This is a genomic window from Collimonas sp. OK307, from assembly GCF_900113705.1.
Taxonomy (GTDB): domain Bacteria; phylum Pseudomonadota; class Gammaproteobacteria; order Burkholderiales; family Burkholderiaceae_D; genus Collimonas.
In genome coordinates, this window is sequence record NZ_FOQI01000001.1 from 122,058 (window position 1) to 142,802 (window position 20,745).

Below are 20,745 nucleotides of genomic sequence, written 5' to 3' on the forward strand. Positions count from 1 at the left end.
ATTGTTCAATTAAATCATACAGTATAGGGCGGGTGAACCATAACAATCTTTGATCGAATTTTCCCTAAAATGAGCCCAAGAAACATCCTGTTCGCGCCTTTAACCCAACCGACACAAAGATCAATATCAATACCCCTTTCGTATAAACGACAATCCCGCTTCGCGAAGCATAATTTCAATATTCCTTCGTTTTTATCTTAACGAATTGTTCTATCAGCTTCTCACAATTGATACACGTTTTTTTTAAAAACAATGCGCATCACACCTGACCGCATGAACCAAAAATTGAATCGTACAAACGTATGAATGCAATATTGAACAGCCGGCCTGTGATCGATTATTCGGCGTCGAAACTCGTCCCGTTGAATGTGAACCGATTGATAGTCTTGCACCGGGTTATTTCTCCCGATCCAGGAGGTGTGCCACTATGCAGTCTTCCAAAAGAGCTGTTACCGACACAAGCAGCGCTTTTGCTCGAAAACGCCCATCTATCCAATCAATTGCAATTGGAAAATGAACGTCGCCGAAACACTGAAGATGCTTTGAAAGCCAGCGAAACGTCTCTCGAAATCGCGCGGATGCTTACCCAATCCGGCATATGGCGATGGAATATTGAAACCGGTGAAATTAATTGTTGCGAGGAGCTGATTCGAATTCTGGATTTTGATCCTCCACCCCATGCAGTTACTATCGACGAATTCATGGAGCGCGTCCATTGCGACGACAGGCCGCAGGTTGAAAGCGAAATATACGAGGCGCTAAACGAGGGCCAAAGCCTGCAACGAGAATTTCGCATTACGCTGCCCGACGGCACCCTACGTTATCTGCGAAGCGTCGGAAGGGCCGAAATCAATCGTGCTGGAAAGCTGGAATTTTTCGGCTCGATTATGGACGTTAGCAGTCAAAAACGTTCCGATGAAGCATTACGCCTTGCACAGTGCGAGCTCGCGCGTGTGGCGAGGATAACGGCAATGGGTCAGTTTGCCGCATCAATGGGCCATGAAGTCAGTCAACCTCTGGCCGCCATCGTATTGAATGCCGAGGCTGCTCTATGTTGGCTGCGGCAGGAGCCGGCTCAGGTGGCCCAGGCAGAGGATGCCTTAAAGCTGATACTTCAAGCTGGCAACTCGGCGGGGAGCGTGATCCGAAGCATTCGGGGCATGGCCTGCAAATCGGGGCCTGAACTTGCTCCCGTTGTGGTGGACGATGCAATTCGTGAGGTGTTACTACTACTGCGCTCTGAATTACAAAGCCGTAAGATCAGAGTCTGCACGCAACTGACGCTTGGTACGCGGCTGCTCAATGCCGACCGAACGCAATTGCAACAGGTCATGATGAATCTGTTATTGAACGCGATTGACGCAATGAGCGGCATCGAGTACAGAATGCGCTTATTGGAAGTCCGAACTGCAATCATAGATACCTCAGGGGCCTTCCGGATTAGCATCGAAGACAATGGGATAGGTATCGACACCAATTCAGCTAAACGCCTGTTCGATCCTCTTTTTTCGACCAAGACCGAAGGTATGGGTATGGGGCTGACAATCTGCCGTTCAATTGTTGAGGCTCATGGCGGGCGGATTTGGTGCACATCTCGACAACCAAACGGCACTTCCTTCCATGTCAGTTTGCCGTCGGACGGAGCGTGTATTGGAATGTCCGGCAATAACAAAATTCTCAATTCCGACAAAAAATTTACGTGATATGGAAACCATTTCAATTCTGATCGCGGACGACCATCCGCTGATACTCGCGGGTCTTACATCGTTGATTAATGCTACACCCGGGTTTCATCTGGTGGCTCAGGCCTCGGACGGACCACAGGCATTGGATTATTACGATCAATTGCGTCCAAACGTGGTTCTCATGGACCTCAATATGCCGGAAATGAACGGGGTTGAAACAATCGGTCGTATTCGTCGCATAAATCCCAACGCGTGTATCGTGATCCTAACATCGTACCAAGGCGAAGAGGATGTCTACCGGGGTCTACACGCGGGTGCACAAGCATATTTGCTCAAAGACGCAGGAATGGAGCAACTGATCCAGTGCATAAAGACTGTCGCCGCAGGAAGCAAATTCTTGCCGACTGCAGTTGCATCGAAATTGGCCGAGCGGATGGAGACAAACAGACTATCAAAACGCGAGCTGGAAATTCTCGTTCATCTGGCCACCGGGAAGAGTAACAAGATGATAGCCCGCTGCGCCGGGATTGAAGTGGGTACCGTAAAATTCCATGTGAACAATATCCTTGCGAAGCTCAATGTTTCAAGTCGGACCGAAGCAGCAACTGTTGCGGCCCGACGCGGCCTGCTAAGCATCTTTTGACGTGAGGCTATCTGAAGTGCTGAGATAGGCGTGAATTTGCGCAACTACGGCAGCTCCCTCGCCAACGGCTGCAGCAACGCGTTTAACGGAACCTGCACGCACATCGCCTATAGCAAATATTCCCGGCGCGCTCGTCGCTAATCCAGAAGCGCCAGCAACTCCGGCATTGGCGGCCTGCCCGGCAAGGACAAAACCTTTCTGATCGAGAGTCAATCCGCAGCTATGCAACCAATCCGTTTGAGGTTCGGCGCCGATAAATAAAAACAGCCTGGACGTAGAAATTATTCTCTCGCAACCGTGCTGTAACAACCTGACCGCTTCAAGCCCTTTGTCAGAGCCATCCAACGCAGACACAGTTGAATCGGTATGAAGGCTTATGTTTTCCGTTGTTGCGATGCGCTCTATCAGGTAGGCAGACATACTGTCCGTCAATCCAGATCCGCGTACGACCATGTGTACCTTGGACGCATGCGATGCGAGAAAAACGGCCGCCTGCCCTGCTGAATTTCCGCCTCCCACCAATACAATTTCCTGTTCAAAACAAAGCTTTGCTTCGATGGGCGATGCCCAGAAGTGGATACCTCTGCCTTCGAAGCGCTCTGCCCCCGCCAGATCCAGGCGCCTATAGCGCGCGCCAGACGCTATCACCACCGTTTTTGCCTGGACATAACTGCCGTCGCTCAATACAGCACGACGCGGTGTGCTACCACTGCACAAATCAACCACGCTTAGCGGAACTACAATTTCTGCGCCGAATTTTTGCGCCTGAACATAAGCGCGACCAGCCAACTCTTGACCGGATATTCCTGTTGGAAAACCAAGGTAGTTTTCGATTCGGGCGCTGGCTCCCGCCTGGCCGCCAAAAGCGCGCTGCTCAAGGACTAGAACTGACAAGCCTTCCGACGCTGCATAGACTGCTGCTGCCAGTCCCGCCGGCCCTGCGCCGACGATGAGGACGTCATATACCTGAGAGCTTTCCAACAGAGGCAACATCCCCAGATTCCTTGCCAAAGCGTTTTCGCTGGGGTTAAAGCCGACTCCTCCATCCGGATAAATCACCAAGGGCAAATGTTGCTGCGCCGGCGCATAAACCTGAAGCAGCGCTGCAGCCGCAGGGTCATCGTCTGGATCAAGCACGGTATGCGGATAGCCGTTGCTAGTCAGGAAATTTTGAAGCCTCACCATATCCGGGTTGCCGAGCGGGCCGACAAGGGCCGGGCCGCACTCCCCGGTATCGAGGAGATTCATGCGACGCAAAATCAACGCGCGCATGATACGCTCGCCCAAATCTGCGTGATTGACGATCAAACGACGTAACATCGATGAGCTGATCTGCAAAGTACTTACTTCGCCGATAGCAGTGCCTTCAACGAGCGACGGCCGGTCCGATAGCTGGCTGATTTCCGCTGTAAACTCCCCCGGGCCGTGATGGGCAACCGTAAATTGCCGATTCAGGCCATCGTGCCGGCTAATCACCACCCAACCTGCCAGGATCACATGCATGCCGCCGGAAGCCTTTCCCGCCTGGAAAATAGTTTCGCCTGGACGCCAATGGTGTACGACTCCAAAGCGCATTGTTGCGCTTATCTCAGCCATTGTCAGTACCGGGAAAATCTGTTTTCGACGGCTCTCGATATCAACTGGATTTGCAATCGGTGTTCTACCTGCCTGGGGGCGCGATGCGGGAGATTGAAAATTCTGCCCTGAAACATCGGCGGACGGGACGCCGGCGTTATCTAGATCACTCATGATTATTAAACCCAAAATGGATTGAACGATCGGATGTTTTGCGTTCGCCATGCCGGGTCCGAACCAGGGGCGCTGCCCCGGCAGCGAATATCAATCGATTACGACGCGATCTTGCGCAAGGCCTCGGCTACGCCAGTCCCGTATGCCGGATCGGCTTTGTGGCAGTTGCCGACGTGACGCGCCTTCACTTCATCGGAGACACCGCGCATTGCACGGGCGGTATTATCGAAGAGTAGCTGTTGCTGAACCGGCGTCATCAGCCGGAACAACGCTCCGGGCTGTGAGTAATAATCCTCGTCAACGCGATGATTCCAATGGCCTGCCGCCCCGCTGATAGCCAAGGGAGGCTCACGAAAATCCGGTTGGTCCTGCCATTCGCCAACGCTGTTCGGTTCATAAGCGGTTGTTCCCCCCTGATTGCCGTCCACCCGCATCTGGCCGTCCCGATGATAGCTGTGGAAAGGACATTTCGGCGCATTGACTGGAATCTGATGATGATTTACGCCCAATCGATAACGCTGCGCGTCGCCGTATGAAAACAGCCGCCCCTGTAACATCTTGTCCGGGGAAAAACTGATGCCAGGCACGATCTGAGCGGGATTAAATGCAGCTTGCTCGACCTCTGCAAAAAAGTTCTCAGCGTTGCGATTTAATTCCATCACGCCGACCTCGATCAGCGGATAGTCTTTATGTGGCCAGACCTTAGTCAAGTCGAATGGATTGATGTGATAAGTCGCAGCATCTTCCTCTGGCATAACCTGGACAAACAACGTCCAGCGCGGAAAATTCTCCTGCTCGATGCTCTCGTACAAATCACGTTGCGCGCTCTCCCGATCGCGGCCAACCAATGCTTCAGCTTCAGCGTCGCTCAGATTTTCAATGCCTTGCTGGGTCTTGAATGTAAATTTCACCCAAAAGCGCTCATTCGCTTCATTCAGGAAGCTGTAGGTATGGCTGCCAAACCCGTGCATATGACGGTAAGTGCGCGGTAAGCCGCGATCACTCATGACCACTGTGACCTGATGCAAGGCTTCTGGCAACATGCTCCAAAAATCCCAGTTACTGTTCGCATCGCGCAAACCTGTACGTGGGTCGCGCTTGATCGCGTGGTTCAGATCCGGAAACTTGAGTGGATCTCGCATGAAGAACACCGGGGTATTGTTACCCACCAAATCCCAGTTCCCGTCTTCCGTATAGAATTTCATTGCAAAACCGCGAATATCGCGCTCTGCATCCGCAGCGCCGCGCTCACCTGCCACTGTGGAGAAACGAACAAACATTGCGGTTTTCTTGCCCACTTCAGCAAACAGTTTTGCTTTGGTATAGCCGGTAATATCGTGCGTCACGGTGAAGCTGCCATATGCGCCTGCCCCTTTCGCGTGCATCCTGCGCTCAGGAATCACTTCGCGGTCGAAATGCGCGAGCTTTTCAAGGAACCAGATATCCTGCAGCAGAACCGGGCCGCGCGGCCCGGCAGTCTGAATGTTTTGATTGTCAACGACGGGGGCGCCAGCTGCAGTAGTAAGTTTTTTCATGATTTCTCCGGGGTTAAGTTGTATCAGAATAGCCCCGTTGCCCTACGCTTCCACCTGCCGAAAGCACACTTTTCTCCATGCATTTGGATCGGGATCTGCAAGATTTTGCCGAAAAAATTCCAGATAAATCCAGCTTTTTCATGCCTAAAATATAGGCAGGCGAAATTACCGTATTTGCGTGTAGTTCACTGGGATCCAGCGAAATCCTTTGCCATTCGCGCCTACATGCCCCAAGCCTGGAAACGGCAGATGCGCAGCACCGACCAGGATGCCATCCTTAGCGATACTGGAAAAAACTTGCAGCCGTTCAGCAGCAGCCTGCTTTTGGTCACTGTCAAATGCAATGGTGACAGACGGTGTATCAAACTGCACGGCGGCCACATGGATCAGGTCACCGATCAGCAGCAATTTCTGCCCCTTGCTTTGTATCAAATAACTAGTATGTCCAACCGTATGACCTTGACTAAGGATACTAATCACTCCAGGCGCCAGCTCTGTATTCCCATCAAATGGACTGTATTTCCCGGTCTTGACGTATGGATTCACCGACGCAATTGCCCCCTGAAAAAAACCTTTGTTATCCGGTGCGGCTTGATCCATGTTCGATTGGCTCAGCCAGAACTCGGATTCGTGCCGATCTGCACGCAGTAACGCGTTCGGGAATGCAATCGCTCCATTCGTCATTAAGCCTCCCACGTGATCCGGATGCATGTGAGTGAGGTAGATTTCATCAACCTGCTCGGGTTGGTATCCCGATGCCTTCAAATTTGCTATCAACTTCCCTAAGGTCGGTCCAAATAGATTGCCGGCGCCGGTATCAATCAAAATAAGCTTGCTCCCGGTGTTGACCAGGTAAGTATTTACAGAGGTTTCAAGTGGACTCTGCTCGAACGCATGGGCCAGGGCCTGATCGGTTTTTTTCTGATTTTGATTTAACAGTTTATTCATCGGCAGATCGACGGTGCCATCGCTCAACGCCGTGATCTCGAATTCACCAACCATAATGCGGTAAAACGCCGGGGCCGGGTTATGCGCCATAGGAGCTGCGGCTTGCGCTGACAAGCTTGCCAGTACGTTGATTGCGGCAAATGCGATGCCAGCAACCAGCCCGGACGCACGACTTGAACCGAATAATTTGCGAATCATTTGTATCCCTCTATGTTTGGTCGTGCCCCGTCAACTACTAAGAAATGCACTTAATTTATAGCCGAGCGCTATCGGACGCAGCAATTACGCTTCGCTGTCCATCTTCGAATCCGTCGTTTCTTTTTTTGACAGTACATTAGGCGGCGCCACGCCGGTAATCTTACTGACGCATTCTGTGCGTAGCCATGAAACAGTGACCGCCTCGCCGACAATCAGACGCTTGACAGTCGGCACCACCTGCTCGCCGATCAACATTCCCAACAAGCCAATTAGAGCAATGGCAGGCGGGGCTGGCGAGCGCACTTGCAGGAGCGCATAAATTACGCCTACCAATAGCCCGGCGGCCAGGGAAATAATATAGACCTTCATGTGTTTTCTCCTTCTGATAATCACCGCAGCTGAGCCGAATTGCAGCAGCTGTTCGAGATTTGCCGCACCTGCACACAACTATAAATTGTGTGCAGACACGGCTTTTTTGGAGGGGCTTATTTCTTAGCGGGGACCGGAGCCAGAGTCTCGTGGCTGCCTGTAATGCGCTGCGGCGCTTTATGCACCATCGTGTAGGCATAATCGACACCCATGCCATAGGCGCCGGAATGATCCTTCACTATCGCCATTACTGCATCATAGGTATCTTTCAGCGCCCAATCGCGTTGCCACTCGAGCATGACTTGTTGCCAGGTCACCGGCACAACGCCGGCCTGTATCATGCGTTGCATGGCGTAGTCGTGCGCTTCTTTCGACGTGCCGCCAGAAGCATCGGCAACCATATATATCTCGTATCCACCTTCGAGAATGGCGCAGAGAGCAAAACTGTTGTTGCAAACTTCGGTCCACAAGCCTGAAACTACTACCTTCTTTTTGCCGTTTGCAGCAAGCGCATCGCGTACTTTTTGATCGTCCCAGGAATTCATGGAGCTACGCTCAAGGATATCCTTGCCAGGAAAAACGTTGAGCAATTCTGGATAGGTATGGCCCGAGAATGCCTCGGTTTCCACAGTAGTGATAATGGCCGGAATATTAAAGACTTTCGCCGCTTTAGCGAGGGCAACGGTATTGTTCTTCAATACCTGGCGGTCAATCGACTGGACTCCAAAAGCCATTTGGGGCTGCTGGTCGATGAAGATGATCTGGCAATTCGTCGGGGTCAATACTTCAAGTTTCGGGTTCATCATGATGGGATCCATTCATTGTTGGTAAAAACGATGCCTTGGCAAACATGCAATGGCGCGGATATGCGTGCCATCACCACCATGCTATGCCCTTCAAAAATCGAAAACCACTATCTAAATATATGACGCGACGCTTTTTTCGAGGATTTCTTTGGCCTTGACCCCAGGGAAAAATCAAGAACATTGGAATTTTTTGAGGATGGAGAAAATTGAGGCAATGAATGCAAGCCGAGTGATTGATATACTGTGTGCGTTGCGCTTTTAAACTCACCAAGGAAACTCCCCTGTAATGACGACAACTTCGCCGCGACCGATACGGGTGATGATCGCCGATGACCATATTTTGATGCGAGAGGGCATCGCCGCTGTCCTTGCCGGCGTTGACAGCATTGAGTTGGTCGGACAAGCGGGCAATGGCCAGGAGGCAATCGAGCAGTTCCTCCGCTTGCGGCCTGACGTAACGCTATTAGATCTTCAAATGCCGCTTTTAGGCGGATTCGATGCAATGATGTCGATCCGTTCTCTGGATAGAAACGCCCGTATTATTGTGCTCACTTCCTACAAGGGCGACGCGCAAGTTGGGCGCGCACTAAAAGCCGGAGCCGCGGGTTATCTATTCAAGGGGGCGTTACGAATGGACCTGGCGGCGGCGATCCAGACAGTCCATGCAGGGGAAAGATATATTCCTCCTGAACTGGCCGCTGAAATTGCAGCCTACTTCGAGTGCGATGCGCTATCGGGGCGAGAGCTGGAGGTATTGCGGCTTGTTGCCCAGGGAAACACCAACAAAGAAGTTGGGCGGCAACTCGCGATCAAGGAAGAGACCGTCAAAGCACACGTCAGCGCGGCGCTCGCAAAACTCGGAGCAAATGATCGAACACATGCTGTCACTATCGCCGTACGACGCGGATTTTTAGAGGTATGACTGCAAAGTCATCCACCGTCTCTTTGCATCCTCGCAGCTCTGGTAAGCCATGTGTGTAGTCAGTTGCCGCAATAGGCGATCTTCCCTATCTTTCGCTCAGTAGAACTCAATCGGTTTTCCTCGTATCGTTAAAGAAAAACTAGGAAACCTCATGACTACCTCTCCGGCACACAAGCAATTCCCTCCCCGTTTTCGCGCGCTGACAGCAGCTAGCCTGACTTGCTGCTCATTGTTGCTGTCCGCAGTACCAGCGATTGCCGCAGACCAGCAGAACGCGATCCCGCACGGCCGTCAACTCGCGCAAGCCTGCGCCGCGTGTCACGGGATCAATGGCAACACGGCTAATCCTGCGCTCTATCCGAACCTGGCAGGACAAGCCCCAGCATACCTGGAACTGCAGTTAGCCAATTTCAAGAGCGGGGAGCGCCCTAACCCGATCATGAAGGGCTTTGCGGCCTCACTGAAAGAGTCTGACATGCATGATCTTAGTATGTATTTTGGAGCGCAAGCTGTTAAAGCTCAGCTATCATCAAACCATGAGCTGGAAGAAAAAGGAAAGCGCATATTTACCAAGGGAAGCGCAGCCGGCGCGCCAGCTTGCGCAAGCTGCCACGGCGCCGAAGGGCATGGCCAGGCAGCATTTCCGCGCATTGCGTCACAACCGGCAGGCTACACTCTGGAGCAATTACATGTCTATCGTGACGCACCGAAGTTTAATAATCCTTTAGCGACTGTCATGAAGGGAGTCGCCGTCAAACTTAGCGAGGATGAGATGAAATCGGTTTCGGCTTATATCGCAACGGTTCCATAAGCATGCCTGGCTAGGCCGCCTACTCAGTCAGTCCCAGCCTAAATTCTCTATACGGCGATCAGGAACGAACCAAAGAACAGCCACAGCCACATACACAAACAAACCGGCAATACCGTTCCATAGCGAGAGCAATATTGCCAGGATATAGAGGAAAATCGAGATCTGGCTTTTCCGGCCATTACCCAGGGCAAGAGCCAGGCGAGAATTCTCCCCTTCCTTTGCAAGCAAGGCCTTGCCTAACAAAAGGAAAGCGAAGGAAGACATCAATAACACAGTCCCGTAAATGGCCACTGGCGGGGAAGCGGATGGATCCACGCTGACCCAGGCGGTGACGAAAGGGATCAGGGACAGCCAAAACAAAAGATGCAAGTTGGCCCAAAGAATCAAGCCGTTTACGCTGTGCACCGGTTGCATCAAATGGTGGTGATTGACCCAGTATATTCCGACGTAGATAAAGCTCAGCAGATAGCTAAGCAGCAGCGGTGCTATAGCAGATATCTCCCCCCAACCGGCGCCATGAGGGATTTTAAGGTTTAGGACCATGATAGTGATCGCAATCGCAACCACGCCGTCACTGAATGCCTCCAACCGGTTCTTGTTCACGCTGCGCCAACCTGAATCCGATCCAGATCCCATTGCATGACAATCATGCAGCACAAGATGGCGATGGGAAAAAGTAAGGCGCTAAACCCGACAGCCAAATAAGCAAACGCCGCAAGAATCGCTCCGCCGCCAAAGGCTGCCAAGGGCCAGATGAATTTCACGCAGCGTTCTCCGACCGCCTTGTCCGCCGCGCCACGCATTACGTCCACAGTGTCAATCACAATTTGCGTGACATTCCCGGTCATCATCGAAGTGGGAGCCAAATGAGATAACAGCAACTTGCTAGTCGCGCTATGCACCCCCATCGCCGCGGCGCCCAACAGGCCGGCAGCCATCGCCAGCGGCGTGGCGTCCAACCCTATCGGCGAGGCAAGCCAGCCGCACACCATGAAACCACAAAGCAGCAACATCTGCAGCGTCAGAGATAGTGTCAAGCCTGGCCACTCACGACTCTGGGAAGCTGCGATCAGAAGACGAGCGGCAGCAACTCCAAGAATAAAGGCTGGGAAAGCCAAAAACTTGAGAAGAATGGAGACATGTGACGGATCGGCCAATGCCGCGCCAATCAATACAAAGTTCCCCGTAACATGGGCCGTGAATAGCCCGAACAAGGCAATGAATCCCAATGTATCTACATACCCGGCGACACAGCCAAGGCCGATTCCCTGCAATTGATTTCGACGATTTGCATCCATACTTCCACTCCCTTGGCATTGGCTTTACAAAATTCATCGCCCCGCTCTTATAGAGAGTCGCAGCATCAGTACATGGTATCCGATTGCAGTGGCAAATCGCCCTGCCATTTGGCCAGCTTGATCAAGCAGGAGCCGCAGTCATATTCGTCTGTAGAAAAACCTGATCCTTTGGTCCGTGTCTAAACCGATGCCAACGACTAAACTACTTGATAGCAATTTCGCGTTTCGGCTATTGACGCCGTTCTTGATCGCATCTTCTTCCTCAAAGGCTGATATGAATCCATCGGAACAATTACTGACCCCGCAAAACTGTGCGCTGGTCATGCTTGATCAGCAGGCAGGTCTTAATTTTGGCGTGCAATCGATTGACAGGCAGCTTTTGATAAACAATTCTGTGGCTCTGCTAGAGACTGCCCTAACCTTTACGCTGCCAATAGTGGTTAGCACTTCAGCAAGCAAAGTTTACAGTGGCCCGCTGCTTCCAGACCTGCATGCTTTGATTCCCGACCAGGACATCATCGAACGCAAAAACATGAATATTTGGGAAGACCCCGCAGGTGTGGCGGCTATTACAGCAACCGGCAGGAAGAAATTGCTGTTCTCAGGCATGCTCACCGAAGCCTGCATCAGCTTCGCCGTACTAAGCGCGATCGAAGCCGGTTATCAGTGCTACGTGGTAGCCGACGCCTGCGGCGGACTCACCAAAACCGGTCACGAACTAGCTTTACATCGCATGGCTGCGCGTGGCGCGCAGATGACGAGCTGGGTGCAGGTCGTACTCGAGCTGCAGCGAGACTGGACACGCAAAGAAACTTACGACGGAGCCCGTGCGGTAATCGAAAAAAATGCAGGCGGCTATGGCGCCGGCCTGCGATATGCTCGTCAAATGCTCCCCAAATAACCGCAACGCAAGACTGTAACGCATTCGCTCTTTCCTATAGTTCATTAATGGAGTAGCACATGGAACAAACTATCTCAGCATCCGCTCCCCAAGGCACTCCCGATGTCCTGATTCTGATGAATGGCTGCTTTCACACGGTAGATCGGGAAAAACCACAAGCGAGTGCTGTAGCGATCAAGGATGGCAAATTTTTAGCTGTGGGCGATATCGATGAGGTAATGCGGCATCGCACCGCTTCCAGCCGGGTAATTGACCTGGATGGCCGCACAGTCATTCCGGGCTTAAACGATTCACATTTGCATCTTATTCGCGGCGGCCTTAACTACAATCTTGAACTGCGCTGGGAGGGGGTTCCGTCACTCGCTGATGCGTTACGCATGTTGAAAGAACAAGCGCTGCGTACTCCAAATCCTCAATGGGTGCGCGTCGTGGGCGGTTGGAATGAATTTCAGTTTGCTGAAAAGCGTATGCCAACATTGGACGAAATCAATCTTGCGGCGCCCGACACGCCAGTATTTGTATTGCATCTATATGATCGGGCTTTGTTGAACCGTGCCGCGCTCCGAGTGGTGGGGTACACCAAAGATACGCCAAACCCACCTGGCGGCGAGATCGTTCGCGATGCGTCTGGCAATCCTACCGGAATGCTGATCGCACGCCCCAATGCCATGATTTTATACGCTACCTTGGCGAAGGGCCCGGCATTGCCGCGCGATTTACAAGTCAATTCCACGCGGCAGTTCATGCGTGAGTTGAATCGCTTAGGCCTGACCAGCGCAATCGACGCGGGAGGCGGATTCCAGAACTACCCGGAAGACTATGCCGTTGTGGAGCAGCTGGCGCGCGATGACCAGTTAACGATACGAATCGCCTACAACTTATTTACGCAAAATAAGGGCAAGGAGCTTGAAGACTTCGAGAAGTGGACAGATATGGTCACTCCAGGACAAGGAACAGACTTTTACCGCCATAACGGCGCCGGCGAGATGCTGGTATTTTCTGCAGCGGATTTCGAGGATTTTCTGGAGCCGCGCCCGGACCTGGCGCCCGGCATGGACGACGAACTGGAAAAAGTGGTTCGCCATCTGGTATCTAAGCGCTGGCCGTTCCGCTTGCACGCAACTTACGACGAGTCAATCGAACGCATGCTGAATGTGTTTGAAAAAGTGAATCGCGACATCCCCTTTGATGGCTTGCATTGGATGTTCGATCATGCAGAAACAATCAGCCCGAAAAACATCGACCGTGTGCGCGCCCTCGGCGGCGGCATCGCAATTCAGCACCGGATGGCTTTCCAGGGAGAGTATTTCGTTGATCGCTACGGCGCGGAAGCTGCGAAAAATACGCCGCCTATCGCACGCATGCTGGAAGCAGGCTTGCCAGTCGGCGCCGGCACCGACGCAACGCGTGTCGCCAGCTACAATCCTTGGACCGCATTGTATTGGCTGGTGTCCGGTCGAACGGTAGGCGGTCTCCGTATGTACGATGTCGGAAACCGCCTATCGCGCGACACCGCGCTAGAGTTGTGGACAGCCGGCAGTTCCTGGTTCTCCAGCGAGCAAGGCAAGAAGGGCCGGATCAAAGAAGGCATGCTCGCTGACCTCGCGGTACTCAGCGCAGATTTTTTCACTGTGGATGAGGAAACGATCAAGTCAATTGAATCTGTATTGACGATCGTGGGCGGGAAAATTGTGTACGGGGAGGCAGAGTTCAAACCACTGGCGCCTGCGCCTATCCCTGTTTTGCCAGATTGGTCGCCGGTAAAAGCCGTGCCTGGGCACTATCGGCCATTGCTGCAAAAACAGACGGTCTCTATGCCGCACCAATGCCAAGGCGCATGCGGCGTGCATGCACACGCACATGACGTCGCCCGTAAATCGAATGTCCCTGCGTCGAACTACTCCGGCTTCTGGGGGGCACTGGGCTGCAGCTGCTTCGCGTTCTAATGATGTATGGGGGGCAGCTACGCTATTTTTAAGTAGCTGCCCGTCAAAAACCACAATACGCTCCTGCCTTGATTGAGGCCCGCATCGATTGTTCAATTAAAACGAACAGTATGAGTGCGTCACGCCCCAATTATCTTTGCACGTATTGTGCCTAGAATGGCCCCCAGAAAATTAGTAAAAGAATTCCTCCCCATTTTCATCATGGCATTTCAAAGGACAAATCGTGAGCAACACCACTGAATCGGATATTTCTCCTGGCATGGTATGGCTGCTAGCCGTCTCTACCGGGCTTATCGTTGCCAACCTATACTATGCACAAACTCTGGTTGGTCCGATCAGCGCAGCTACCGGCCTTTCGCCCGAGGCGGCAGGGCTGATCGTCACATTGACTCAAATTGGCTACTGCCTTGGATTGCTGTTCATCGTTCCACTTGGCGACCTGATCGAAAATCGCCGCCTGATAACTACCGCCCTTGCATTTACCGCCGTGGCGCTGGTCGTGGCGGCGACCGCGGTCAATTCGACCATGTTTCTGGCGGCAGCGCTGGCAATCGGACTTGGCTCGGTCGCAGCCCAGATCCTGGTCCCTTTCGCCGCCCATTTATCGAAAGAAGCAACACGCGGTCAAACTGTTGGAAAAGTTGTCAGCGGTCTCTTGATCGGCATCATGCTGGCGCGCCCCGTTGCAAGTTTAGTGGCTGATCACGGCGGTTGGCATGTGGTATTCGGTGCTGCCGCCGTGGTCGTTGCCGCGCTGGCAGCGCTGCTGCGAAAGAAATTGCCGCAACGCGTTCCCGTTTCACCTCTCACTTATCCCGAACTGCTTGCAACGCTCTGGCACCTGTTTGTGCGCACACCAGTGTTGCGTCGTCGCGCCGCCTATCACGCCGGACTCTTCGGCTCATTTAGCTTGTTTTGGACGACCGTGCCTCTTGCGCTTGCCGGCCCTGAACTACATCTGTCGCAGACAGGCATCGCAATTTTTGCCATAGTTGGCATCGCGGGAGCGGTAGCCTCCCCGGTCGCCGGACGTCTCGCAGATAAGGGCTTTACCCGGCCTGCCACGGGTGTGGCGCTGATTTTGGGCGTCGTCGGTTTTGTATTGCCGTTGATTGTTACAGATTCACGCAACTCGGCTTTGGCATTACTGGTCGCTGCTTCCATTATTCTCGACATGGGAGTAGCCGCCAACCTGGTACTTGGTCAACGCTCGATCTTCGCACTGGGGGCGGAAATACGAAGCCGCTTGAATGGCATCTATTTCGCTATCTTCTTCGCCGGCGGCGCACTCGGTTCCGCATTGGGAGCCTGGATGTACGCCAGCCACGGCTGGAAGGCAGCCATGCTGACCGGAATGGCTTTCCCGGGTCTGGCGCTGCTTTATTGGGCGACCGAATTCATCCAGGGTGGAGTAAAAGCATATAAAAGCGCCAGGTAAACACGCACTCTGCGGTGACCCGCCAAATGATCTTTCCTGCCAAATCCATAGATGCTGATCCTGTCCATGAAAACAAAATTTGCAAGCTTGATTATCGTCGTCGTGATATGCGCTACGGCTGCTTTGATATGGGCATGGCAACCTGTGATTTCCGCGGTCGGTAGAGCGGCTACTTCTGGACAAGATCCACAGCTCATACTTCGCGGGCAGCACATTGTCGCGCTCGGCGACTGCATGGTATGCCACACATCAAAGGCAGGCGAGCCTTATGCTGGCGGCCTGCCGCTCCGGACACCGTTTGGCACCATCTACACAACTAACATTACGCCCGATCCGGATACGGGAATCGGAAGCTGGTCATTGGAAGCGTTTAAGCGTGCAATACGATATGGCGTTTCCCGCGACGGCCATCTTCTCTATCCGGCATTTCCCTATATTCACTATACGCAAATGAGCGATACGGATATTGAGGCTGCGTATCACTATCTGATGAGCCGTACGCCCGTCAGTTATATGCCACCTGATAATGAACTTCTGCTTCCGTTGCGTTTCCGTCCCCTGCTGGCCTTCTGGAATTTACTCTATTTGCGGCCGGGAGAACGCCCAATAACGCCTGCCGCTGACCAGCAGATAGAACGAGGCCGCTATCTGGTCAACAGCCTTGGTCATTGCGCCTCCTGCCATAGCGCACTCAACGTCATCGGCGGCGAGGCAAAACCCGCGCTTGGAGGTGGTTCTGTCGACGCTTGGGAAGCACCGGCGCTGACCGCGCTAGCCCACGGCAGAACTCCCTGGACGGCGGAGCAGCTGGAAACCTATCTGCGCAGCGGGATATCCGCGCAACACGGAGCCGCAAAAGGACCTATGCGCCCAGTCACCGATCGTTTGGCCGATGCCTCCCAGGCTGATGTCGCAGCCATTGCAAAATATGTCATGTCGATACAGGTCGCTGCTGCTCCGTCTCAGCAGCAGACTGCTTCTGGCCAGCCGTTACCTCAACAGGGAGCAGTGCTGTTCGCCGCTGCATGTGCGTCCTGCCATAGCGCCTCAGCCCCGATGTCTATGGCGGCTCGGCGCCCTTCCCTGACGCTAAGCCGTTCAGTCACCGCCGACACTCCTGTCAATCTTATTCAAACCGTGCTTGGCGGTGTGCCATGGACAGTTCCGCATAGCGGCATTTACATGCCGCCTTTCGCAGACGTCCTGACCGACGAACAAATTGCAAGCGTCGCGCAATTTGTTCGTGTTGACATCGGCAAGCGCCCGCCTTGGCTAAACCTCCCGCAAAATATCACCTATGCTCGCAAGGAAATGCTGCCATGACTACCCAGATACACCTCAACGGCGTCGTTAGAACTGTGGCGTCCCCAGTGTCGGCGCCTTTGCTGTATGTGTTGCGCGATGAATTAAAACTTAACGGCGCAAAATTTGGATGCGGCTTGGGACAATGTGGCGCGTGCACCGTTTTATTGGACGATAAACCCGTTTTTTCCTGCCTGACCCCGCTCGGCGCGGTTGCGGGACGCCGTGTCCGCACTATCGAAAGCTTAGGGTCGGCGGCGGCGCCGGGTCCCTTGCAAGCAGCCTTCATCAAGCACCAGGCGGCTCAATGCGGCTATTGCATAGCAGGAATGGTGATGCGAGCGCAAGCCCTGCTTGAACAGAACACTGCCCCGACTGAGGACCAGATCCGGTCGCACATGGAACCCAATCTGTGTCGATGCGGGACACATATGCGGATTTTAGCCGCGATACGCGAAGTTGCGGCGGCAGGTAGCCTTCAGCAAACAAAGAAAGGAGGCTGACGTGGGTGATGCATCGACAAATTTCACACGTCGCACTTTTCTTAAAGGAAGCGCGTTAATCGTCGCATTTTCTTTGTTCCCAAAACAAGCGCGATCCGAACTGAACGCGATGGGGTTGCCACAGATCTTAAATAAGAATTTACCCGGAAGCCTGAAAAGCACGCCATGGCTGGATGCATGGATCAAGATCGAACGAGATGGAAAAGTGACTGTTTGCAGCGGCAAGGTCGAGCTGGGTACCGGCGTCCGAACCGCCCTGCTGCAAATTGCGGCGGAACAGCTTGAGCTTAAGCCGTCAAGCATTTTCTTTATTGCCGGCGACACTAGTTTAACGCCAAACGAAGGCTTTACAGCAGGCAGCCATACCATACCGGATAGTGGCACCGCCCTATTCTACGCGGCAGCCCAGGTTCGCGCATTGCTACTGGAGGGGGCTGCCGCAAAATTGAATGCCAGTGTCAGCAGTCTCGCCATTCGTGACGGAAGAATAACAAGCCCGGATGGACGTAGCATCGACTACGGCACAGCCATCACCGGTATTGATCTGCACCGGCAGGCGAATTCCTCGTCCCAGTTAAAACCATCTGACAGTTACAAACTAATTGGCCATCCGGTCCATCGCCTCGACATTCCTAACAAGTTAACCGGCGGCGCCAGCTACGTGCACGATCTTCGACCGCCAAAAATGGTGCACGCGAGAGTGATTCGCCCGCCGGTACAGGGCGCTCGCCTAAAATCGGTCGATATCGCTGCCGCGGAGCGCCTGCCAGGCGTACTGAAAGTGATACGCGATGGCAGCTATCTCGCGGCAGTGGCCTCGGACGAATGGAGCGCCATAACGGCAATGCGCGCCCTGACAGTCAGCGGACGATGGGATGGCGGCGCCGATCTGCCGAACCCGCAAACCATCCATGCAACCTTGCAGGCATTGCCTGCAGAGGACATCGTTATCCTCAATGAGGGCAACATGAAAACTCCGCAAGCGCACTCGTTCAAGGCCAGATATACAAAACAGTACCTCATGCATGGATCGATCGGGCCATCCTGCGCGCTGGCGCTGCTGGAGGGCGGCCAAATGACAGTCTGGACACATACCCAGGGAGTTTTCCCGTTACGCCATGCGCTAGCGGAACTGTTGGGCATGCCGGACGAACAGGTTCGCTGCATCCATACCGAGGGATCCGGATGCTACGGCCAAAACGGCGCTGACGACGTCGCTGCAGACGCGGTCTTGATCGCCCGTGCGATGCCGGGAATACCAGTTCGGGTGCAGTTGATGCGCGACCAGGAGAATCAATGGGAACCGTTTGCCCCGGCGATGATCACCGAGATCGAAGCTGGACTGGATCGCACCGGACGTATCTCGCACTGGCACTACGAACTATGGAGCGGATCCCACAACGAACGGCCGGGAAACGCTGGAAAGCTCGCTCCCAGCTGGCTTCTGTCGAAACCATTCATCCCGAGCCCTTCTCTGCCCATGCTGCAACCAGAGGGCGGCGGCGACCGCAACGCACTACCTCTATACGACATACCGAATGCGCGCATCACTAACCATTTTTTACCCCGCACACCTTTGCGCAGTTCTGCCATGCGCTCGCTCGGGGCGCACATCAATATTTTCTCCATCGAAAGCACCATGGACGAGCTGGCGGCCCTGGCCGCCATGGACCCGGTGGCGTTTCGCCTGCGCCACCTGACCGATGCGCGCGCGCAAGATGTCGTACGCGCAGCGGCCAAGGAGTTTGGCTGGGAACATCGGGAAAAGAAACGCAACCGCGGTACTGGTTTTGCCTTTGCCCAGTACAAGAACCTGATGGCGTATGTCGCCATAGCCCTGGAGCTGGAGGTGCAACCAGACACCGGCAAAGTGAATATTCTGCGTGTGGTCGCTGCTGTCGACTGTGGCCAGATCGTCAATCCAGACGGCGTAAAAAATCAGATTGAAGGCGGCATATTGCAATCGGCCAGCTGGACCTTGTACGAACAATTGCAGTTTTCGACCGATGGCGTCAAAAGCATTGACTGGTCCAGCTATCCGATCATGCGCTTTTCCCAGGTGCCGACTAAGGTAGAGGTATCCCTGCTGGACCGTCCTGGCCTGCCGTTTCTCGGCGTGGCCGAAGCTGCCCAGGGACCGATGGCTGGAGCCTTGGCCAACGCCCTGGCGCAGGCGACTGGCAAACGCCTGCGCAATTTGCCATTGGCTGGACCACAGCTGCGCTCGTGAATTTCAAGTGTTTTACCGGGATTTTTTAAAGAAGAAAGTTATGCACACCGAAAGTTATTCTCGCACCAGAGTTATGAACTTCAGAGCCTTGTTCTTATGGATTTTTGCCATGATGCCTTTACTGGCAAATGCCGCCGCGCCACAAGTGCGTACCCAAGGCCCGGGATTTTATCGAATGATGCTGGGCGATTTTGAAATTACCGCCTTGCTTGACGGAACTCACCCCTTCCCGATTGATAAAGTCATGATTGACGTCTCGAAAGAAGAAATTGAGCGCGACTTGTCGCGTGATGGTTTAAAAGCTCCGGTTCAGGGCTCCATCAATGCGTTCCTGATAAATACAGGACCAAAGTTAATTCTCATAGACACCGGCGCCGGCACGCTATATGGCGATTGCTGCGGACATTTACTGGCGAATCTGCACGCCGCCGGCTATCAGCCGGAGCAGGTCGATGAAGTGTATCTGACCCATCTGCATAAGGACCATGTCGGAGGAATTTTTCTTGATGGGAAAATGGCGTTCCCCAATGCCGTCCTCAGAGTTTCTGAAGCTGACGCGGATTATTGGCTTACACCTGCAAACAAAAAGAGCGCACCGGAATTCCTCAGTACTTTCTTCGACAGCGCCATTGCATCGGTCGCTCCTTATATCAAGGCGGAGCGCTTTAAGACGTTTTCTAAGAACCAACAGCTGACACCTGGCATCACATCAATGGCAACACCTGGACACACTCCCGGACATACAAGTTATCTGATCGAAAGCCAGTCCAACGCACTGCTAGTCTGGGGCGATATCATTCATGTAGCGCCGATTCAATTACAAAACCCTAAGGCTTCAGTTGAATACGACAATAACCCGCCATCAGCGCAGCGCTTTCGTCGCAAACTGTTAGGCCTCGCTGCACAGAAACACTACATCGTAGGCGCCGCCCATATCGCATTTCCCGGGCTTGGCCGGATACGTAGAAACAAGCACACATATGACTGGATCCCGGTAAACTACGAAGGCGATCCCGGCAAGTAGCCTACAGACCAACCTCCAACGAAGGAACTTCATAATGGATGCGGAACAATCTCAACGCACAAAACTGAGCGCGCTAGGCCGAGTGCTGCGCGACTTGCATAAACAATTAATTCAAGTTGAAACCCAACACTTTGGCAGCGTCGGCAGCCCGTTGGAACAACTGCACCTGGTGGTCAATCATCCGCATTTTTCCTGGCTGCAAAAATTATCGGGTTTGATGGCGCAGATGGATGAACGCCTTGATGAGCCCGAAGAAATCAGTGTTGCCGAGGCCTTTGCATTTCGCGTCGCAATAGAAGAACTGATTGGACCAAGCGAAAAAGGAGATATGGCGTTTCGCGCCAAGTACAACGCTCTATTGCACGATTCGCCCGACATCGTGATGGCGCACGGCGCAGTGCGCCAGATACTCGTTAATATTGTTTCGCAAAACTAAG

The 20,745-nt window shown here is 53.4% G+C and carries 19 protein-coding genes; 12 read left to right on the forward strand and 7 right to left on the reverse strand.

Annotated elements, in window-relative coordinates:
* Window positions 1-302 precede the first annotated feature (302 nt).
* Together BM205_RS00620 and BM205_RS00625 are read left to right on the forward strand one after the other, a co-directional pair.
* The gene (locus BM205_RS00620; RefSeq protein ID WP_092411747.1) at window positions 303-1,703 is read left to right on the forward strand and encodes a sensor histidine kinase; all 1,401 of its coding nucleotides are present in this window, start codon (window positions 303-305) and stop codon (window positions 1,701-1,703) included.
* Between the two features lies 1 nt (window position 1,704).
* Entirely contained in the window at window positions 1,705-2,328 is a 624-nt protein-coding gene (locus tag BM205_RS00625) for a response regulator (protein WP_175511104.1), read from the forward strand.
* Here the strand turns inward: BM205_RS00625 and BM205_RS24685 are convergent.
* The 5 genes from BM205_RS24685 to BM205_RS00650 all read right to left on the reverse strand — a co-directional run bounded on the left by BM205_RS24685 (window position 2,314) and on the right by BM205_RS00650 (window position 7,933).
* Entirely contained in the window at window positions 2,314-4,128 is a 1,815-nt protein-coding gene (locus BM205_RS24685; protein ID WP_305763950.1) for an FAD-dependent oxidoreductase, read from the reverse strand. The genes BM205_RS00625 and BM205_RS24685 overlap by 15 nt on opposite strands.
* 47 nt (window positions 4,129-4,175) lie before the next feature.
* Window positions 4,176-5,612, reverse strand: coding sequence for a catalase (locus BM205_RS00635; RefSeq protein WP_092411748.1), 1,437 nt, complete (start codon window positions 5,610-5,612; stop codon window positions 4,176-4,178).
* 165 nt (window positions 5,613-5,777) lie between these two features.
* Window positions 5,778-6,758 carry an MBL fold metallo-hydrolase gene (locus tag BM205_RS00640; protein ID WP_092411749.1) on the reverse strand — a complete coding sequence of 327 codons (981 nt, stop codon included), beginning with the start codon at window positions 6,756-6,758 and terminating at the stop codon, window positions 5,778-5,780.
* Between the two features lie 84 nt (window positions 6,759-6,842).
* The gene (locus tag BM205_RS00645; protein ID WP_092411750.1) at window positions 6,843-7,127 is read right to left on the reverse strand and encodes a XapX domain-containing protein; all 285 of its coding nucleotides are present in this window, start codon (window positions 7,125-7,127) and stop codon (window positions 6,843-6,845) included.
* Window positions 7,128-7,243: 116 nt separating this feature from the next.
* On the reverse strand, window positions 7,244-7,933 hold the full coding sequence (locus tag BM205_RS00650) for a hydrolase (protein WP_092412606.1): 690 nt from the start codon (window positions 7,931-7,933) through the stop codon (window positions 7,244-7,246).
* Window positions 7,934-8,219: 286 nt separating this feature from the next.
* Here BM205_RS00650 and BM205_RS00655 point away from each other — a divergent pair, with 286 nt between their 5' ends.
* Complete coding sequence (locus BM205_RS00655) at window positions 8,220-8,855, forward strand: response regulator (RefSeq protein WP_092411751.1); 636 nt, start codon at window positions 8,220-8,222, stop codon at window positions 8,853-8,855.
* A 151-nt stretch (window positions 8,856-9,006) separates the two neighbouring features.
* Window positions 9,007-9,666, forward strand: a complete 660-nt coding sequence (locus BM205_RS00660) for a c-type cytochrome (protein WP_092411752.1) — start codon at window positions 9,007-9,009, stop codon at window positions 9,664-9,666.
* A 27-nt stretch (window positions 9,667-9,693) separates the two neighbouring features.
* Here the strand turns inward: BM205_RS00660 and BM205_RS00665 are convergent, their stop codons facing one another.
* Window positions 9,694-10,269: a TMEM175 family protein gene (locus BM205_RS00665; RefSeq protein WP_175511105.1), complete on the reverse strand. Its 576-nt coding sequence runs from the start codon at window positions 10,267-10,269 to the stop codon at window positions 9,694-9,696.
* Complete coding sequence (locus BM205_RS00670) at window positions 10,266-10,964, reverse strand: YoaK family protein (protein ID WP_092411754.1); 699 nt, start codon at window positions 10,962-10,964, stop codon at window positions 10,266-10,268. The genes BM205_RS00665 and BM205_RS00670 overlap by 4 nt, the downstream gene beginning before the upstream one ends.
* Before the next feature lie 274 nt (window positions 10,965-11,238).
* Between BM205_RS00670 and BM205_RS00675 the strand changes: the two genes are divergently transcribed.
* The 8 genes from BM205_RS00675 (at window position 11,239) to BM205_RS00710 (ending at window position 20,744) form a co-directional block, all read left to right on the forward strand.
* Window positions 11,239-11,865, forward strand: a complete 627-nt coding sequence (locus BM205_RS00675) for an isochorismatase family protein (protein ID WP_092411755.1) — start codon at window positions 11,239-11,241, stop codon at window positions 11,863-11,865.
* A 59-nt stretch (window positions 11,866-11,924) separates the two neighbouring features.
* Complete coding sequence (locus BM205_RS00680) at window positions 11,925-13,811, forward strand: amidohydrolase (RefSeq protein ID WP_092411756.1); 1,887 nt, start codon at window positions 11,925-11,927, stop codon at window positions 13,809-13,811.
* A 259-nt stretch (window positions 13,812-14,070) separates the two neighbouring features.
* On the forward strand, window positions 14,071-15,249 hold the full coding sequence (locus BM205_RS00685; protein WP_092411757.1) for an MFS transporter: 1,179 nt from the start codon (window positions 14,071-14,073) through the stop codon (window positions 15,247-15,249).
* Between the two features lie 66 nt (window positions 15,250-15,315).
* Entirely contained in the window at window positions 15,316-16,572 is a 1,257-nt protein-coding gene (locus BM205_RS00690; protein ID WP_092412608.1) for a c-type cytochrome, read from the forward strand.
* On the forward strand, window positions 16,569-17,054 hold the full coding sequence (locus tag BM205_RS00695; RefSeq protein ID WP_092411758.1) for a (2Fe-2S)-binding protein: 486 nt from the start codon (window positions 16,569-16,571) through the stop codon (window positions 17,052-17,054). Before BM205_RS00690 ends, BM205_RS00695 begins: the two co-directional genes overlap by 4 nt.
* A 109-nt stretch (window positions 17,055-17,163) precedes the next feature.
* Window positions 17,164-19,284 carry a xanthine dehydrogenase family protein molybdopterin-binding subunit gene (locus tag BM205_RS00700; RefSeq protein ID WP_175511135.1) on the forward strand — a complete coding sequence of 707 codons (2,121 nt, stop codon included), beginning with the start codon at window positions 17,164-17,166 and terminating at the stop codon, window positions 19,282-19,284.
* A 40-nt stretch (window positions 19,285-19,324) separates the two neighbouring features.
* Window positions 19,325-20,308 carry an MBL fold metallo-hydrolase gene (locus BM205_RS00705; protein ID WP_092411760.1) on the forward strand — a complete coding sequence of 328 codons (984 nt, stop codon included), beginning with the start codon at window positions 19,325-19,327 and terminating at the stop codon, window positions 20,306-20,308.
* 34 nt (window positions 20,309-20,342) lie between these two features.
* A complete protein-coding gene (locus tag BM205_RS00710) occupies window positions 20,343-20,744 on the forward strand; it encodes a hypothetical protein (protein ID WP_092411761.1) in 402 nt (133 codons plus the stop codon).
* Window position 20,745 lies beyond the last annotated feature (1 nt).

Excerpts from the sequence above, each read along its gene's own strand:
- BM205_RS00700 (WP_175511135.1), top strand. The coding sequence starts at position 17,164 with ATGGGGTTGCCACAGATCTTAAATAAGAATTTACCCGGAAGCCTGAAA.
- BM205_RS00635 (WP_092411748.1), bottom strand. The coding sequence starts at position 5,612 with ATGAAAAAACTTACTACTGCAGCTGGCGCCCCCGTCGTTGACAATCAA.
- BM205_RS00690 (WP_092412608.1), top strand. The coding sequence starts at position 15,316 with ATGAAAACAAAATTTGCAAGCTTGATTATCGTCGTCGTGATATGCGCT.
- BM205_RS00650 (WP_092412606.1), bottom strand. The coding sequence starts at position 7,933 with ATGATGAACCCGAAACTTGAAGTATTGACCCCGACGAATTGCCAGATC.
- BM205_RS00640 (WP_092411749.1), bottom strand. The coding sequence starts at position 6,758 with ATGATTCGCAAATTATTCGGTTCAAGTCGTGCGTCCGGGCTGGTTGCT.
- BM205_RS00685 (WP_092411757.1), top strand. The coding sequence starts at position 14,071 with ATGGTATGGCTGCTAGCCGTCTCTACCGGGCTTATCGTTGCCAACCTA.
- BM205_RS00695 (WP_092411758.1), top strand. The coding sequence starts at position 16,569 with ATGACTACCCAGATACACCTCAACGGCGTCGTTAGAACTGTGGCGTCC.
- BM205_RS00645 (WP_092411750.1), bottom strand. The coding sequence starts at position 7,127 with ATGAAGGTCTATATTATTTCCCTGGCCGCCGGGCTATTGGTAGGCGTA.
- BM205_RS00680 (WP_092411756.1), top strand. The coding sequence starts at position 11,925 with ATGGAACAAACTATCTCAGCATCCGCTCCCCAAGGCACTCCCGATGTC.
- BM205_RS00675 (WP_092411755.1), top strand. The coding sequence starts at position 11,239 with ATGAATCCATCGGAACAATTACTGACCCCGCAAAACTGTGCGCTGGTC.
- BM205_RS00620 (WP_092411747.1), top strand. The coding sequence starts at position 303 with ATGAATGCAATATTGAACAGCCGGCCTGTGATCGATTATTCGGCGTCG.
- BM205_RS00670 (WP_092411754.1), bottom strand. The coding sequence starts at position 10,964 with ATGGATGCAAATCGTCGAAATCAATTGCAGGGAATCGGCCTTGGCTGT.
- BM205_RS00660 (WP_092411752.1), top strand. The coding sequence starts at position 9,007 with ATGACTACCTCTCCGGCACACAAGCAATTCCCTCCCCGTTTTCGCGCG.
- BM205_RS00710 (WP_092411761.1), top strand. The coding sequence starts at position 20,343 with ATGGATGCGGAACAATCTCAACGCACAAAACTGAGCGCGCTAGGCCGA.
- BM205_RS24685 (WP_305763950.1), bottom strand. The coding sequence starts at position 4,128 with ATGGCGAACGCAAAACATCCGATCGTTCAATCCATTTTGGGTTTAATA.
- BM205_RS00625 (WP_175511104.1), top strand. The coding sequence starts at position 1,705 with ATGGAAACCATTTCAATTCTGATCGCGGACGACCATCCGCTGATACTC.
- BM205_RS00705 (WP_092411760.1), top strand. The coding sequence starts at position 19,325 with ATGCACACCGAAAGTTATTCTCGCACCAGAGTTATGAACTTCAGAGCC.
- BM205_RS00655 (WP_092411751.1), top strand. The coding sequence starts at position 8,220 with ATGACGACAACTTCGCCGCGACCGATACGGGTGATGATCGCCGATGAC.